Origin of the sequence: Trinickia acidisoli (genome assembly GCF_017315725.1) — a bacterium.
Classification (GTDB): Bacteria; Pseudomonadota; Gammaproteobacteria; order Burkholderiales; family Burkholderiaceae; genus Trinickia; species Trinickia acidisoli.
Genome location: NZ_JAFLRG010000001.1, coordinates 2,061,753 through 2,075,730, shown reverse-complemented (window position 1 = coordinate 2,075,730; position 13,978 = coordinate 2,061,753). Strand labels below are relative to the sequence as shown.

The following is a 13,978-nucleotide window of genomic DNA, read 5'->3' as shown; positions in this document are numbered from 1 at the left end:
TCGCTCGGATGTGCACCGAGCGAAACATAGCGTCGTGGCATCCATTATTCGACAAGGCACGCCTAATGGGCTGCACCGTTTTCATTTGCTGCGTGCTGTTACAGTCGCGAAACACGCGCCGCGCCAGGCGCTTACGCCCGGCGCAAATCGGCCAGAAACGTATCGCGCCAAACGCCGAGGTCGTTGCGCCTGAGCACGGCCATATTGACTTCGTGGCGCTGTTTGCGCTCCGCCAACGGCATCGCAAGCGCCAGTTGGAGCGCTTCGGACATGCCGACGATGTCGTGCGGATTGACGATCAGCGCCGCGCAAAGCTCGGCTGCCGCCCCGGCGAACTCGGATAAGACGAGCACGCCAGGGTCTTCGGGGTTTTGCGCCGCGACGTACTCCTTCGCGACGAGATTCATGCCGTCGCGAAGCGGCGTGACGAAACCGACCTGCGACTCGCGGCACATCGACATCAAGTGCGCGCGCGCGAAGCGTTGATTGAGGTATCGAATCGGCGTGTAGTCGAGCCCGGAGTAACGGCCGTTGATGCGCCCCGCCTCGTATTCGAGCTTTTGGCGGATTTGCTGATAGCTCTCGACGTCGGCCCGCGTCGGCGGCGCGACTTGAACGAAGGTCACGTTCTCGCGCCACTGCGGCGCGTGCTCGAGCAACTGCTCGAACGCGCGGAACCGTTCTACGAGCCCCTTCGAGTAATCGAGCCTGTCGACGCTCATGATGAGCTTGCGCCCTTCGAGGCTGTGCTTGAGTTCGAGCACCTGCTGACGGCTTTCGTTGCGGGCGGCTTCGGCGGCGATCTCGTCGGGAAACACGCCGATGCGATAAACGCCTGTGCGCAAGCGGCGCCCGTACGCCGTTACGTCGCCCTCACCGCTTACGGTGCCGCCGGCATGCCGCACGATATAGTCGCGGAACGCGCCGCAATCCGTGTCCGTTTGAAACCCGACCAAGTCGTAACAGCAGAGCGACTTGATCAGCTCCTGATGCGGCGGCACGTTGAGCAGTACCTGGGGCGACGGAAATGGCGTATGCAGGAAGAAGCCGATGCGATTGGCGATGCCCTCGCGCCGCAATGCCTCGGCGAACGGAATCAGGTGATAGTCGTGGACCCAGACGATGTCGTCGGGTTCGATCAGCTTGACGAGCTGGTGGGCCAGTGAGGCATTTACTCGACGGTAGCCCGCATACTCTTCGCGCTCGTAGGCCGCCAGATCGTTGCGGTAGTGAAAAACGGGCCAAAGCGTCGCATTGGAGAAGCCGCGGTAGTACTGATCGTAGTCGCGCCGCGTCAAGCCGACGGTCGCGAACGTCACGGCACCCTCTTGCTTGAGCGTCGGCCCGCTGGCCGCCACCGCTTCGCTGACTATGTCGCCGCTCCAGCCGAACCAAACGCCTCCCCTATCCTTGAGCGCGCTGAAGAGGCCGACGGCGAGCCCGCCCGCCGAATCCTTGGTCTCGGTAGGTGTGGCGACGCGATTCGATACGGCGATGAGTCGGCCCTGGGTCATGGCGTTCGGTTCAGACGTTCAGTTTCGTTCCGTCGATTACTCGCCCTTGCACGGGAACGCTTTCTCGAGGCCGAGCGATACCGCCGTGCTGGCGTTGTACTCGACCGCATCGGGGTTCTCGGCAACGTAGCGGCGCACCGCGTCGACCATGCGCTGCGGATCGACCCGGTCGGGCAAGCAGAAATATTGACCCACGCGCGGCCCCGTCGTTCCGCCGATGGCGTCGATCGTATTGAATACGCCGTCGGCCGCGCCCTTGATATAGGCCACGCAGGCAGCGCGTGAAATCGCGTCGGTCTGGGTGCACAGCTTGTGCAGATCTCCGGCTGTAAACTTGCCGCCCCCGAGCGTAACCGCCGCCATCGCGGCGACCGGCATGGTCAATGTGCCGACGCATATCAAAGCCCGCAACATAGTCTTCCTTTTCTCCGAGCGGTGAACGGGTAGTGCGCAAATGGCCCCGGCGCTGACGGGCCGGGGCGAAAAACGGTCATTTTGCACCGTTTTGAGCGGGAGTAGAGGCTCCGGTCGCCCCCGATGCAGCCGTTGCCTCGCGGGCATACATGTCCTGGAGGGCCTCGGTGACGTCCTTCGCGTGGTAGCGCTTGGCGAAATCGAGCGCCGTCAAACCGAGTTGATTCTTCTCGCGCGACTGGGCGCCTGCGTCGAGGAGCACCTTGACCGTTAAGAGGTGGTTGCCGCGCGCGGCCATCATCAGCGGCGTCGTGCCGTTGGGCGAGCCGGCGTCGACATAGGCCGAGTGCTCGAGCAGCAGCTTGACGATGTCGTCATGCCCGTTCGCGGCCGCGTAGTGTAGCGGCGCCCAACCCTTCTTGTTGACTTCCGCACCCTTGTCGATCAGCGCTTGGACGAGGCCGGTGTCGCCATTGAGCGCTGCCAGCATCATCGCATTCTCGCCGGCCGAGTCGAGCTTTTCGATGTCGGTCTTCGGATCGGCCATCAGCGCCTGGGCCACCTTGTCGGACTTCTCGCGAGCCGCGAGCACGATGAGCGGCATCCCTTGCGAGTCCGTGGCATTCGGGTCTTCGCCATGCGCGAGCGCCTTTTGCACCGCGCTCACGTCGTCGAACTTGACGGCCTTGACGAGCGAGTCGAGGTCTGAAGCATGCGCGGCCACAGCCAGCGAGGCGAAGGCACCGGCGCAAGTCAGCGCCAAGCGGTGCAACAGACGGCCCAGCAGGCGGCGAGAAACGAGCGGGAGCGAAGGATCGGTATGCGTATTCAAGTGGTCTTCCTTGGTGTTGTCGGATTGACGGTTATCGTTCGGCTCAGGCGACATGCGGCGCCGGAATGCGGAACAAACGAAAGAAATTTTGCGTGGTCGCGGCGCCGAGGTCGGCATCGGACATGCCCCGTGCCTGGGCAATGAAGCGTCCGACATAACTCACGTACGCAGGTTCATTGGGTTTGCCGCGATACGGCACAGGCGCCAGGTACGGCGAATCCGTTTCGATCAAGAGCCGCTCGAGCGGCACGCGCCGCGCGACGTCTTGCACGTCAGTGGCGCTCTTGAATGTGACGATGCCGGAAAGGGAAATGTAAAAATTTTGAGCTAGCGCACGCTCCGCGACCGGCCAAGGCTCCGTGAAACAATGCATCACACCGCCCGGTACGTGCGCCTGCTCTTGCGCCATGATGCGCAGCGTGTCGTCGGCCGATGCGCGCGTGTGGACGATGAGCGGCTTCAGCAAGGCTTTCGCCGCGCGGATATGCGTGCGAAAACGCTCGCGTTGCCATTCCATGTCGTCGATCGAGCGGCCTTCCAGACGGTAGTAGTCAAGCCCGGTTTCCCCGATCGCCACGACCTTCGGGTGTGCGGCGAGTTCGATCAGTTCGGCAACGGTCGGCTCTCGTGCGTCCTCGTGATCGGGATGCACCCCCACCGACGCATAGACGTTCTCGTATGCGGACGCGACCTCGAGCACGCTCGGCAGCGTTTCGAAGTCGACGCTGACGCATAGCGCGTGCGTCACGTCGTGCGAGCGCATGTTCTCGAGCACCTGTGGCAGGCGCTCGACGAGGCCTTCGAAATTGATATGGCAATGCGAATCGACAAACATCGGATATCTCTACCTTAGTGCGGCTTCGTTCGAGGGTGAGCCTACGCGAAGCCCGAGGATGACGAGGTCGCGCTCGACGCCGTCGAGCACGGCCACGCGCGGCAATCGGCCCCAGTCCTGAAACCCGCAGCGCCTAAACAAGGCGAGGCTCGCCGCGTTGTGCCCGAAAATGAAGCCCAGCAGCGTATCGACACCCAGCGCCGGAGCCGCATCGAGCGCTTGCGCGACGAGCCGCGTGCCGAGGCCGCGTCCGCGCGCGCGCTCGTGGAGATAGATGCTGATTTCAGCCGTGCGCGCATACGCCGGACGGCCATAGAAATCAGAAAAGCTGAGCCAGGCGGCGATGCGCTTGCCGCCGCTGCCTGCGGTTTCGTCCTCGACGACCCAGAGCGGCCGTGCCTTGGGGCCGTGCGCGTGAAACCACGCCAAGCGGCTCTCGATCGTGACGGGTTCGACGTCTGCCGTCACTTCGCGGGAAGCGATCGTCGAATTGTAGATGGCGACGATCTCGGGCAAATCGTCGAGTGTCGCGTCGCGAAAGCTAACGTGCATGGCAGGTCTCGTGGCAAATTTCGGAGCGGGGTCGAACGGGTCGGAAGGTTCGGTATCGCATGGGTGGGTCGTCCCTCAGACGAACAAGTCTCGATAGCCGAGGAAAAGCGCTTCGAAAACGAGCCGCGTGTTGAGCGGATGGTTTTCCACTGCCCGCTCGCGCGTCACCGATTTCATGAAACGCGCGAACGCATTCGCGTCGATGCGCGCGGCGCAGCGCGCCAACTCTCGCTGCGCCCCCGGAAAATATCGAGGCCGGCTCGCGGCGCGTTCGGCGACGAGGTCGTAAAGCCACCGCTGGAGCCAGCCGAGTACGACCGGCACGGGCAGCTTTTGCAACGTCTCGCCGCAAGCGAACGCATCGCAATCGGGCCCTGCCGCGAGTTGCTTGAGCGTGAAATCACGCAATGCTCGATTTTCATCGGCGGCCAGCGCCAGTGCCGCGAGCGGCGCGCCCCCAGCCTCGGCCAGCAGCGCACCGGCCTCTGCCACGCCTTGCTCCGCCAACCAGGTCCGCGCCTGCTCCGGCGACGGCGTGGACATCGGCCATTGCCGGCAACGGCTGATGATCGTCGGCAACAGACGGTCTGCCCGAGCGGAAACGAGCAGGAAGACGACGCCGGCCGGCGGTTCTTCGAGCGTCTTGAGTAGCGCATTGGCGGCCGCGGCATTGAGTGCGTCGGCCGGGTAGACGAGCACGACGCGCGCGCCGCCGCGATGTGCGCCAACGCCGCAGAAATCGAGCAAGCCGCGGACCTGCTCGATCTTGATCTCCTTGCTCGGCGTGCGCGTTTTCTTTCCCTCTTCGCCATCGGCCTTCTCGTCGGCATCCGCCGCCGCGGCGCCTATCGCTTCGCCGGCCAGCGCTTCGGGCAGCAGGGCCCGGTAGTCGGGATGGTTGCCTTGGACGAACCAATTGCATGCGACGCATGGGCCGCACGGCTCGCCGTTCGCGCTCGGCGCTTCGCATAGCATGCCCTGCGCCAGATGCTGCGCGAAGCGCATCTTGCCGATGCCCACCTGCCCATAGAGCAGCAAGGCATGCGGCCACTGCGCGCGCAGGCGCTGCAGGCGGTTCCAATCATCGTGTTGCCACGGGTAGATCATCGTCGAGCCTTCGTGCGGTGAATGCGTTCGCTTCGTGTCGAGCCGGTCACAGCGCCTCGATGACGTCGCCGAGTATCTTGCGAATCCGCTCGATGCTTTGCGAGGCGTCGACAATCGCGAAGCGATACGGCGCTTCTTCGGCCCGGCGCAGATACTCGGCACGCGTGCGCGCGAAGAAAGCTTCGGTCTCGCTCTCGAACTTGTCGGGCGAGCGCGCGGCGCCGCGACGCTCGCTCGCCGTTTCGGGCGGCAAGTCGAACAAGACCGTCAGGTCGGGCTCGAAGCCTCCTTGGACCCAACGCTCGAGCGTCTCGAGCTTATCGCGCGGCAGGCCGCGCCCACCGCCCTGGTACGCGAACGTCGCGTCGGTGAAACGGTCGGACAGCACCCAGTCGCCCCGAGCGAGCGCCGGCTCGATGACTTGCGCGAGATGTTCTCGCCGCGCCGCAAACATCATCAGCGCCTCCGTCTCCAGATCCATCCGCTCGTGCAGCAGCAATTCCCGCAGCCGCTCGCCAAGCGGCGTGCCGCCGGGCTCGCGCGTCGTCACGACGGCGCGGCCCGTTACAGTTACCTTCGCTTCCAGACGTTCGCGAAACCACGACAGATGCGTCGTCTTGCCCGCGCCGTCGATACCTTCGAACGTGATGAACTTGCCACGGGCCATTTATTGCTGTCCTCGGATGTATTTGTCCACGGCACGGTTGTGATCGCCAAGCGTGTCTGAAAAGATGCTGCTGCCGTCGCCGCGCGACACGAAATAAAGCGCGCTCGTGGACGCCGGGTTCAGCGCGGCTTGCAACGACGCTGCACCGGGCAGCGCGATCGGAGTCGGAGGCAGGCCTCGGCGCGTATAGGTGTTGTACGGCGTGTCTTCCTGCAGATCGCGCTTGCGCAAGTGGCCGTCATAGCTTTCGCCGAGGCCGTAGATCACGGCGGGATCGGTTTGCAGCGGCATGCCGATGCGCAGCCGGTTCGCGAAGACGGCCGAGACGAGCGGACGGTCGCCGGCCTTGCCTGTCTCCTTTTCAATCAACGATGCCACGGTCAGCGCCTCGTACGGCGTGTGGTACGGCAAGCCCGGCGCACGGGCAGCCCAAGCCGCCGTCAACCGCTGCTGCATCAGCCGATAGGCGCGCCGGTAGACGTTCAGATCGCTCACGCCCTTGTCGAACAGGTAGGTATCGGGAAAGAACAGCCCTTCTGCGTTGGCGGCAGGCGCGTCGCTTGCGCCGATGGCCGCAAGCAGTTCAGCGTCGCTCATGCCGGCCGTGTCGTGCTTGAGCGCCGGGTTCGCGTCGAGTTCCGCCCGCATCCGCTTGAACGTCCAGCCCTCGATGATCGTCACGACCGATTCGTCGACGTCGCCCAAGGCCAGCTTTTGCAACACTTGGTAGGGCGTGACCCCGGTTCCGAACTCGTAGTTCCCCGATTTGAGCCGGCTTTGTAGGCCGAGCAGGCGCGTCATCAGCACGAACGCCCGCGGATCCACCGGTACGCCGCCGCGATTGAGTTGCGCCGCCACGCCGCGCACCGTGCTGCGCGGCGAAATCGTGACGTCGAGCGTGGCGGCGGACAGCGCGAGCGGCCGCGTAGCCCAGAAGTAACCGCCCGTGGCGGCAAGCAGGGCAAGCAAGACGGCGGTCACTACCCCGAAAGCGAGGCATTTCTTCAACAAGGACATGCGGAACAAGGCTCGGATGGACCCCATATAATACTTGTTCGCCTAAGCCGAAGTCAGGATTGACTAGTCATGAATTCCATGAATGCAACGAACGCCCCTGTCTCATCCGATACCGCGTCGCCCCGCGCGCCGTCGCAGCCCGCCTCCGCCGAGTTCGACGCCGTCCTCTCTCGCGGCGCGTTCATGACGCTCGATCAGTTTGGCGTCATCGACGCCGTCGGTGACGATGCGGCCAGCTTTCTGCACGGCCAGCTCACGAACGACGTCCAGCATCTGGACGCCGCAAGCGCCCGCCTGGCCGGCTACTGCTCGCCCAAAGGCCGGCTGCTCGCTTCGATGCTGATGTGGCGCGCAGCCGATGTGATCCGCCTGCTCGTGTCGAAGGAGCTCACCGCGGGCGTTCAAAAGCGGCTGTCGATGTTCGTCCTGCGCGCGAAAGCGAAGCTGGCCGATGCCACCGACTCGGTCGCGGTCGTCGGCTTCGCGGGTGACGTGCGCACGGCGCTTGCGCGCGTGTTCGATGCCCTGCCCGACGGCGTGCACGTGCATGTCGCCGGTCCGGCCGGTTCTCTCATTCGCGTACCCGACGCCGCTTCGCGCCCGCGGTATTTGTGGATCGGACCGAAGGCGCTCGTGCAAGCGCGGCTGGCGGCGCTCGAGGGGGAACTTGCGCGCGTCTCGCCCGCGCTCTGGGATTGGCTCGACATCCATGCGGGCGAACCGCGCATCACGCAAGGCGTGCTCGAGCAGTTCGTCCCGCAAATGGTCAACTTCGACGTGATCGGCGGCATCAATTTCCGCAAAGGCTGTTACCCGGGACAAGAGATCGTCGCGCGCAGTCAGTATCGCGGAACGATCAAGCGGCGGATGGCACTCGCGCATGTCGCAAGCGCGACACCGGCGGCCGGTCTTGCGGCCGATGACAGCGCTGGGAGCGCGGTGCGCCCCGGTGTCGAGTTGTTTCACTCGGGGGACGCGAGCCAGCCATGCGGGATGGTCGTGAACGCGGCCGCGGCGGCCGAGGGCGGGATCGATTTGCTAGCGGAAATCAAGCTGGCCGCGCTCGACGGCGGGACCGTTCATCTCGGCGCGGCCGATGGCCCGCCGCTCGTGTTCCAGCCGCTGCCGTACGCGCTGCCGAGTGAGGCTTGAGAGGCTTATGCCGCGGGCGAGCAACGATTGGCGGGATGCGCATGCAACCATGTTGGAACCGCCCTTGTGGCGCGACGGCGGCCACGCATTCAGACCAACTTACCGCCTGCCGCGCATGTTCCGATTGCTGCCATCCCCTTCCGCCTCGCTTGTCTGAGCCTTCACATGTGTCTGATCATATTCGACTGGCGGCCCGATGCCGCAACCGGCACGCTGCTCACCCTGGCCGCCAATCGCGATGAATACTTCGCTCGGGCAACGGCGCCGCTCGATTGGTGGACCGACGCCCCCGGCGTTCTTGCCGGCCGCGATCTCCTAGGCGCAGGGACATGGCTCGGACTTTCGCGCGACGGGCGCTTCGCCGCGCTCACCAATTATCGCGACCCACGAGCATTTCGCGCCGACGCGCCCACGCGCGGCACGCTCGTGGCGGACTATCTGATCGAGCCCGTGCTCGCGCCGCTCGACTATTTGGGCCGCGTAGCGGAACGAGGCGCGGCCTACAACGGCTTCAATCTGATCGTCGGCGATCTCGCGCGGCGCGAACTCGCTTGGTATTGCAATCGGGCCGACGCCTCGCCGTGCTTGCTGCCCCCGGGCGTGCACGGCATCTCGAACGCCGTGCTCGATACGCCGTGGCCAAAACTCGTGAGCAAGCGTGCGGAACTCGGTGCGCTCGTCGAGCGTGACGGTGCGCCGCCGCTCGAGGAACTCATCGAGTTGATGCGCGACCCGCGTGTCGCCCCCGACGACGCGTTGCCCTCGACCGGCATCGGGCTCGACCGCGAGCGCGCATTGTCAGCGGCATTCATTGAAACGGCCGGTTACGGCACGCGCGGCACGACGGCTCTGCGTGTTGCCATTTGTGACGCGAAACTCGAAGTGGACGTCATCGAGCGCAGCGACGACGACGGCTCGCACCGGCTCGCTCGTCCTGGGCATTACGAGCGCCGCTTCGCGTTCGAGGTCTTCCCCTCGACTGAACGTAGGAACGCAGGCGTATCCGACTAAGGGCTCTGCCGGCGCGCGCCTACCGCGGCGGCCCACCGAGCGAACGCATCATCTCGATGTGCTCGACGCCGGCTTCGTAGAACGACTCGCCCACCGTTGTAAAGCCGTGCTGCCGATAAAACGGCACCGCATCGCGCTGCGCGTAAAGCCTGACACAAGCGTGCCCCTGCTGTGCGGCGCGCACGATCAGCGTGCGCAAAACGAGCGAGCCGATTCCTTCGCGCCGCGCAGCAGAGAGCACCGCCAAACGACCGATTGCACCGTCCGGAAGCAGCCGAGCGGCCGCGATCGCATCGCCGGCGCGATACGCGACGACGTGGACGGCGTCGTGGTCGGCCTCGTCGGAGACGAGCGGCGCGGCGATCCGCAGTTCGCGCACGAAAACGGCATCGCGAACCCGCGCTGCATCTTCGCCGAGCCCATTCCAATCTCCCGCTGCTACCGTGACATCCTGCATCGACATCTCCCGTTTCGCCTTCAACCGGGCGTGGTCATCATGACCGCGCCGTTTACTCGTGAGCGGGCGGCGCCACTGACGGGTCGGTCGGCGGGCGCATCTGCTCGATGTCTTCGTGACGCACTCGCACGCTCGCCATGATGGCGGGATGCGTGATGACGTAGAAGCGATCGGCGCGCACGGCATCGAACGTTGCCTCCGCGATGTCGGCTGCGCTGAGCCGCCCCGAACGCACGGCCTTGCGGAGTTCTCTGCCGGCGAGCAGTTGTGACGCCGACGGCGGCGCGTCGTTGCGCCATCGCGCAGGCCGCGCCCGCTCGGCCTGCGCGATGCCCGTCGGCGCAAACGCCGGGCACAGCAGCGAGCAGCCGACCGTCGCGCCCGCACGACGAAGATCGTGATAAAGCGCTTCGGTCAATGCAACGACAGCATGCTTCGACGCGTTATAGATCCCCATCGCCGGTGGCGAGATCAGCCCCGCGACGGAAGCGGTGTTCACGATGTGCGCCGGTTCGTTTTGCCGCAGCATGATCGGCGTGAATACGCGAACGCCGTGCGCGACGCCCATGACGTTGACCCCGAATACCCACGACCAATCGTTCGCGCTCATCTCCCAGAGGAAACCGCTGGTGCCGACCCCGGCGTTGTTGAACAGCACATGCACCTTGCCGTGGGCATCGAGCGCGCGATGTGCGAGCGCTTCGACGGCCGTGCCGTCCGATACGTCGGTCGGCACGCCGATCACGTCGGCGCCGGCCTCGGCGAGTGCCTCGACGAGCTCGCCGAGCGCGTCCCCGTCGATGTCGGCAAGGACGAGCTTCATCCCCAAAGCGGCGCCCTTTTGCGCGAACGCGCGGCCGAACCCGCTCGCGGCGCCGGTAATGACGGCAACTTTCCCGTCGAATCGTTCCATGTGTCCCCCTGTGCGCGAGTGTCGCGCTCGCGCGCGACGGTACGGGCACGCTGCGGATCGTCAAGCGATCTTGACGATCTGCTTGCCGAAATTCTTGCCCTGCAGCAATCCCATCAACGCTTCGGGCGCGCGCTCGAGGCCCTCGACAATGCTTTCTCGATAGCGCAACTTCTTTTGGGCAACGAGCGCAACCAGCGTGCCGAGCGCCTCGGGCCAAAGCGCGAGATGCTCGGTGACGATGAAGCCCTGCACGAGCAAGCGCATCGTCAAGATGATCGAGGGCTGCTTGAGCGGCACCGGCTGCCCGTCGTAGCCCGCGATCATGCCGCACAAGGCGATGCGGCCGAATGGGTTCATCCGCGCCAGCGTGGCATCGAACACTTCGCCGCCGACGTTCTCGAAGTAGCCGTCTACGCCGTTCGGCGTTGCAGCCTTCAAGTCCCGATAGAGATTGCCGGCCTTGTAGTCGACGCAGGCATCGAAGCCGAGCGCCTCGACGACGTACCGGCACTTTTCGGCACCGCCCGCGATACCCACGGCGCGGCATCCCGCAAGCTTGGCCAATTGTCCGACGACGCTGCCCACGGCGCCGCTGGCCGCGCTGACGACCACCGTTTGCCCGGCTCGCGGTGCGATGATCTTGTTCAGCCCGTACCATGCGGTCACGCCTGGCATGCCGGCCACGCCGAGATACGCGGTAGCCGGCACGAGCGTGTCGTCGATTTTGCGCACGCCGGCGCCGTCGGACGTGCCGTAATCCTGCCATCCGAACACGCCCGTGACCTTGTCGCCGACGGCGAAACCGCCGTGCTTCGATTCGACGACTTCACCCACCGTGCCGCCGGTCATGACGTCGCCGAGCGCGAGCGGCTCGGCATACGATTTCACATCGTTCATCCGCCCGCGCATGTACGGATCCACGGAAAGATAATGGTTTCGGACGCGAAACTGCCCTTCGGCCAGCGGGGCAAGCGGCACTTGCTCGATTTTGAAGTTATCGGGCGCGACCGCGCCTTGCGGGCGCGAGGCAAGCAAGATGCGACGATTCATTGGGGTCATGGCGATTCCTCTTTCCGATTCGCGAACGGCCGGGAAAACGGCGACGAAAACGCAAGGCGCCCGCGCGATCAGCCGTCGCTGGGACCCGGCTTGACGCCGGGCGGCCGGCGCCTTTTCTGCTCGACGACGTCGCGCCCAACCGCGAGTCGCCGCATGTATTTGAACGTACCGAGCGCTTTAGCGACGAAGTGGCCGCTGCTGTCACGCACCTCGCCTTCGCAGTACGCCATCGTGCTAGAGCGATGCAGCACGTGGCCGAATGCGCGCAACTCGCCGCGCCCCGGCTGCATGAAGTTGACCTTCATCTCGACCGTGACGACGCCGACGCCGTCCTCCGCCAAGCTACGCGCCGCAGTGGCGAGCGCGACGTCGGCGAGGGTCATCGTCACCCCGCCGTGAGCGACGTGCCATGTGTTCATCTGCGCTTGCGCCAGCGTGAGCGCGACTTCGCTCTCGCCGTTCGCTGCCGCGAGCAACCGAACGCCGAGATGATCGACGAACGGGCTTTCGATCGCGAGTTCGCGCTCGGTTGCTTGCGATGCCTGGGCCGCCGATGGGGGCCGCCGCTCGGACGTCATGCGCGCCTGCCCTTCACACTTCGTAGTCGACGCACTCGCGCGACTCACGTACGGCCGTGACGAACTGCTTGAGCGCCTGATGCGTCGGGTGGACTTGGTAAGCGTCCAGCGCCGCCTTGTCGGCAAAATCCGAAACGAGTACGACGTCGCTCGTCGAATCGAGTCCCGGCGCCGAGAGACCGACCTCGAGATGCAAGATGCCGGGCACGATGTCGCGACAACCTTCGAGCAACGCTTTCAGCTTGACCGCGTTCTCGGTGCGCGTGGCACCTTCGGCTGCTTCTTTCAACTTCCACATGACGATGTGACGAATCACTTGGTTAGCTCCTTCACGCTCCAATTGCCGCAAGTTCGGCGGTAGCGAGGGATGATACTCGCTTCCCTCGGCATCGGTAGTCGGCCGACTGGCCAACTGTCTCCGGCGGCTAGTCGCCTCCGAGCGCAACGAACAGGTCGATGCGATTTTCGAGGCGAGCCAGTTGGTTCTTCGTTCGATCTAGTTCGGCTGCTCGCGCGGCGCGTTGCGCGTCGAGCAGCGGGGCGACATCGGTTGCCCCGCGTTCGAAACGCGTGCGCGCAAGGGCTGCCGCGAGCGCGGCGTCGGCGAATGCCTGCTCGTGCTCGAGCCATTCGGCATCGAGTTGCGTCTTCGCCGCCAGCGCGTCTTCGACGTCAGCGAGCGCACGATAAAGCTGTTTTCTGAACTCGAGCGACACCTCGTCGAATTCGTGCTCGGAAAGGGCCGCCTGCAGCCGTACGGTATTCCACTGGACGAACGGCAGCGCGAGCGCGGCGCCGATTGATCCAAGCGGATTTTGCAGTGTACGCATGAGCACGTCGCTGCGCGTGCCGAGTTCGCCCGTGAGCGTAATACTCGGATAAATGCTGGCCCGAGCAAAATCGACACGTGCCAATTGCGCGCGCAATCGCCGTTCGGCCGCACGTAAGTCGGGGCGGCGCGCAAGCACGAGGGCTGGTAGGCGTGCAGGCACTTGCGGGATAAACGCTACCGACAGATTCGCCGGCTCGTGGCCCCGCGTTTCGGGCGGCCCGCCCAGCAGCAGCGCTAATGCGTTTCGCTGCACCTCGCGTGCTCGCCAGCGCTGCGCTTGCTCGGCTCGCGCTCGAGCCAATTGCTGGCGCGCTTGCGCCGCGTCGAGGGGCGAAGCTGCCCCCGCCGCCACGCGTACATCGACGAGCGCTACCGTGCGCAGAGCGTCTGCGATCGCGCCCTTACCTAGCACGATCGATTCGTTCGCGTATCCAATGCGCCAATAGAGTTTCGCTGTCGTTGCGATCAAAGCCGAAGCGGCGGCTTCGCGATCGGCTTCGCTCGCTTGTGCGCGCCAGATCGCTTCGTCGCGTCGTGCGGCGAGTTTTCCCCATAAATCGAGTTCGAACGACACGGTTCCGTTGACGCGCGCGGACGTGTGAACGCGCTCGGCGTTCGCGCTGCCCGTCAACTCGGCCCGTGGCGCCGTCTCCGCGTCCGCCAGCCTCGCCTCGAGCTGCGCACGACGCACGCGAATCGCGGCAATGGCGAGGTCCGCATTCCGAGCCAAAGCCTCCTCGATGACGGCGTTCAATTTGACATCGGCAAACGTCCGCCACCAAGGTGCCGCACTCGGTTCCGCGGGCGAACGAAGCGAAGGCGGTGACGTGCCGAGCGGTGCCGAGGCAGCGCCCCACTCGGCGGGCGTCGAAGCTGACGCAGCGTGGGCCGTGCCGGATGCGGCCAGCCACCGTGTCGGCAATTCAGGTTCCGTCAGTGCCGCGTGACGCGCGGAAAACGTGCAGCCGGCCAGCAGTGCGACCGCCATTGCCATTTCCGCTGCCAAGAAACGCATAAAAGACTTCATCGCCGCCTCCG

Annotated in this window: 16 protein-coding genes; 2 read left to right on the top strand and 14 right to left on the bottom strand. The window is 65.1% G+C overall.

All coding sequences use genetic code 11. The annotated features are described in order from the left end of the window. Nucleotides 1–131: 131 nt before the first annotated feature. From otsA to mltG, 8 genes are all read right to left on the bottom strand, one after another. Nucleotides 132–1,514: an alpha,alpha-trehalose-phosphate synthase (UDP-forming) gene (gene otsA, locus J3485_RS09520; protein WP_206952231.1), complete on the bottom strand. Its 1,383-nt coding sequence runs from the start codon at nt 1,512–1,514 to the stop codon at nt 132–134. Nucleotides 1,515–1,550: 36 nt separating this feature from the next. Further along, nucleotides 1,551–1,928 (bottom strand): Rap1a/Tai family immunity protein, encoded by a 378-nt coding sequence (locus J3485_RS09515; RefSeq protein ID WP_206952230.1) that lies wholly within the window; start codon nt 1,926–1,928, stop codon nt 1,551–1,553. 76 nt (nt 1,929–2,004) lie between these two features. Then, on the bottom strand, nt 2,005–2,760 hold the full coding sequence (locus J3485_RS09510) for an ankyrin repeat domain-containing protein (RefSeq protein WP_374192416.1): 756 nt from the start codon (nt 2,758–2,760) through the stop codon (nt 2,005–2,007). 43 nt (nt 2,761–2,803) lie between these two features. Then, complete coding sequence (locus J3485_RS09505; protein WP_206952228.1) at nt 2,804–3,595, bottom strand: TatD family hydrolase; 792 nt, start codon at nt 3,593–3,595, stop codon at nt 2,804–2,806. Nucleotides 3,596–3,604: 9 nt separating this feature from the next. Further along, nucleotides 3,605–4,147, bottom strand: a complete 543-nt coding sequence (locus tag J3485_RS09500) for a GNAT family N-acetyltransferase (RefSeq protein WP_206952227.1) — start codon at nt 4,145–4,147, stop codon at nt 3,605–3,607. A 75-nt stretch (nt 4,148–4,222) separates the two neighbouring features. After that, nucleotides 4,223–5,254 (bottom strand): DNA polymerase III subunit delta', encoded by a 1,032-nt coding sequence (locus tag J3485_RS09495; protein WP_206952226.1) that lies wholly within the window; start codon nt 5,252–5,254, stop codon nt 4,223–4,225. 46 nt (nt 5,255–5,300) lie between these two features. Then, on the bottom strand, nt 5,301–5,921 hold the full coding sequence (tmk, locus tag J3485_RS09490; RefSeq protein ID WP_206952225.1) for a dTMP kinase: 621 nt from the start codon (nt 5,919–5,921) through the stop codon (nt 5,301–5,303). Then, a complete protein-coding gene (gene mltG, locus J3485_RS09485) occupies nt 5,922–6,938 on the bottom strand; it encodes an endolytic transglycosylase MltG (protein WP_206952224.1) in 1,017 nt (338 codons plus the stop codon). A gap of 78 nt (nt 6,939–7,016) precedes the next feature. On the opposite strand from mltG, the gene ygfZ reads away from it, so the two are divergent. Together ygfZ and J3485_RS09475 are read left to right on the top strand one after the other, a co-directional pair. Beyond that, nucleotides 7,017–8,090, top strand: a complete 1,074-nt coding sequence (ygfZ, locus tag J3485_RS09480; RefSeq protein WP_289623101.1) for a CAF17-like 4Fe-4S cluster assembly/insertion protein YgfZ — start codon at nt 7,017–7,019, stop codon at nt 8,088–8,090. A gap of 165 nt (nt 8,091–8,255) precedes the next feature. Continuing rightward, nucleotides 8,256–9,101, top strand: coding sequence for an NRDE family protein (locus J3485_RS09475; protein ID WP_206952222.1), 846 nt, complete (start codon nt 8,256–8,258; stop codon nt 9,099–9,101). Between the two features lie 19 nt (nt 9,102–9,120). Here the strand turns inward: J3485_RS09475 and J3485_RS09470 are convergent, their stop codons facing one another. The 6 genes from J3485_RS09470 to J3485_RS09445 all read right to left on the bottom strand — a co-directional run bounded on the left by J3485_RS09470 (nt 9,121) and on the right by J3485_RS09445 (nt 13,967). After that, nucleotides 9,121–9,558 (bottom strand): GNAT family N-acetyltransferase, encoded by a 438-nt coding sequence (locus J3485_RS09470; protein ID WP_206955739.1) that lies wholly within the window; start codon nt 9,556–9,558, stop codon nt 9,121–9,123. A 52-nt stretch (nt 9,559–9,610) separates the two neighbouring features. Next, nucleotides 9,611–10,471: an SDR family oxidoreductase gene (locus tag J3485_RS09465; protein WP_206952221.1), complete on the bottom strand. Its 861-nt coding sequence runs from the start codon at nt 10,469–10,471 to the stop codon at nt 9,611–9,613. A 60-nt stretch (nt 10,472–10,531) separates the two neighbouring features. Beyond that, complete coding sequence (locus J3485_RS09460) at nt 10,532–11,530, bottom strand: NADP-dependent oxidoreductase (RefSeq protein WP_206952220.1); 999 nt, start codon at nt 11,528–11,530, stop codon at nt 10,532–10,534. Between the two features lie 68 nt (nt 11,531–11,598). Next, complete coding sequence (locus J3485_RS09455; protein WP_206952219.1) at nt 11,599–12,108, bottom strand: PaaI family thioesterase; 510 nt, start codon at nt 12,106–12,108, stop codon at nt 11,599–11,601. Between the two features lie 13 nt (nt 12,109–12,121). Continuing rightward, nucleotides 12,122–12,424: a Dabb family protein gene (locus tag J3485_RS09450; RefSeq protein ID WP_309477000.1), complete on the bottom strand. Its 303-nt coding sequence runs from the start codon at nt 12,422–12,424 to the stop codon at nt 12,122–12,124. A gap of 109 nt (nt 12,425–12,533) precedes the next feature. Continuing rightward, nucleotides 12,534–13,967: an efflux transporter outer membrane subunit gene (locus tag J3485_RS09445; RefSeq protein ID WP_206952218.1), complete on the bottom strand. Its 1,434-nt coding sequence runs from the start codon at nt 13,965–13,967 to the stop codon at nt 12,534–12,536. Between the last annotated feature and the right edge of the window lie 11 nt (nt 13,968–13,978).

Coding starts and splice junctions, on each gene's coding strand:
- J3485_RS09465 (WP_206952221.1), bottom strand. CDS start 10,471: ATGGAACGATTCGACGGGAAAGTTGCCGTCATTACCGGCGCCGCGAGC.
- J3485_RS09505 (WP_206952228.1), bottom strand. CDS start 3,595: ATGTTTGTCGATTCGCATTGCCATATCAATTTCGAAGGCCTCGTCGAG.
- J3485_RS09500 (WP_206952227.1), bottom strand. CDS start 4,147: ATGCACGTTAGCTTTCGCGACGCGACACTCGACGATTTGCCCGAGATC.
- J3485_RS09445 (WP_206952218.1), bottom strand. CDS start 13,967: ATGAAGTCTTTTATGCGTTTCTTGGCAGCGGAAATGGCAATGGCGGTC.
- ygfZ (WP_289623101.1), top strand. CDS start 7,017: ATGAATGCAACGAACGCCCCTGTCTCATCCGATACCGCGTCGCCCCGC.
- J3485_RS09475 (WP_206952222.1), top strand. CDS start 8,256: ATGTGTCTGATCATATTCGACTGGCGGCCCGATGCCGCAACCGGCACG.
- J3485_RS09455 (WP_206952219.1), bottom strand. CDS start 12,108: ATGACGTCCGAGCGGCGGCCCCCATCGGCGGCCCAGGCATCGCAAGCA.
- J3485_RS09460 (WP_206952220.1), bottom strand. CDS start 11,530: ATGACCCCAATGAATCGTCGCATCTTGCTTGCCTCGCGCCCGCAAGGC.
- J3485_RS09470 (WP_206955739.1), bottom strand. CDS start 9,558: ATGCAGGATGTCACGGTAGCAGCGGGAGATTGGAATGGGCTCGGCGAA.
- otsA (WP_206952231.1), bottom strand. CDS start 1,514: ATGACCCAGGGCCGACTCATCGCCGTATCGAATCGCGTCGCCACACCT.
- mltG (WP_206952224.1), bottom strand. CDS start 6,938: ATGTCCTTGTTGAAGAAATGCCTCGCTTTCGGGGTAGTGACCGCCGTC.
- tmk (WP_206952225.1), bottom strand. CDS start 5,921: ATGGCCCGTGGCAAGTTCATCACGTTCGAAGGTATCGACGGCGCGGGC.
- J3485_RS09515 (WP_206952230.1), bottom strand. CDS start 1,928: ATGTTGCGGGCTTTGATATGCGTCGGCACATTGACCATGCCGGTCGCC.
- J3485_RS09495 (WP_206952226.1), bottom strand. CDS start 5,254: ATGATCTACCCGTGGCAACACGATGATTGGAACCGCCTGCAGCGCCTG.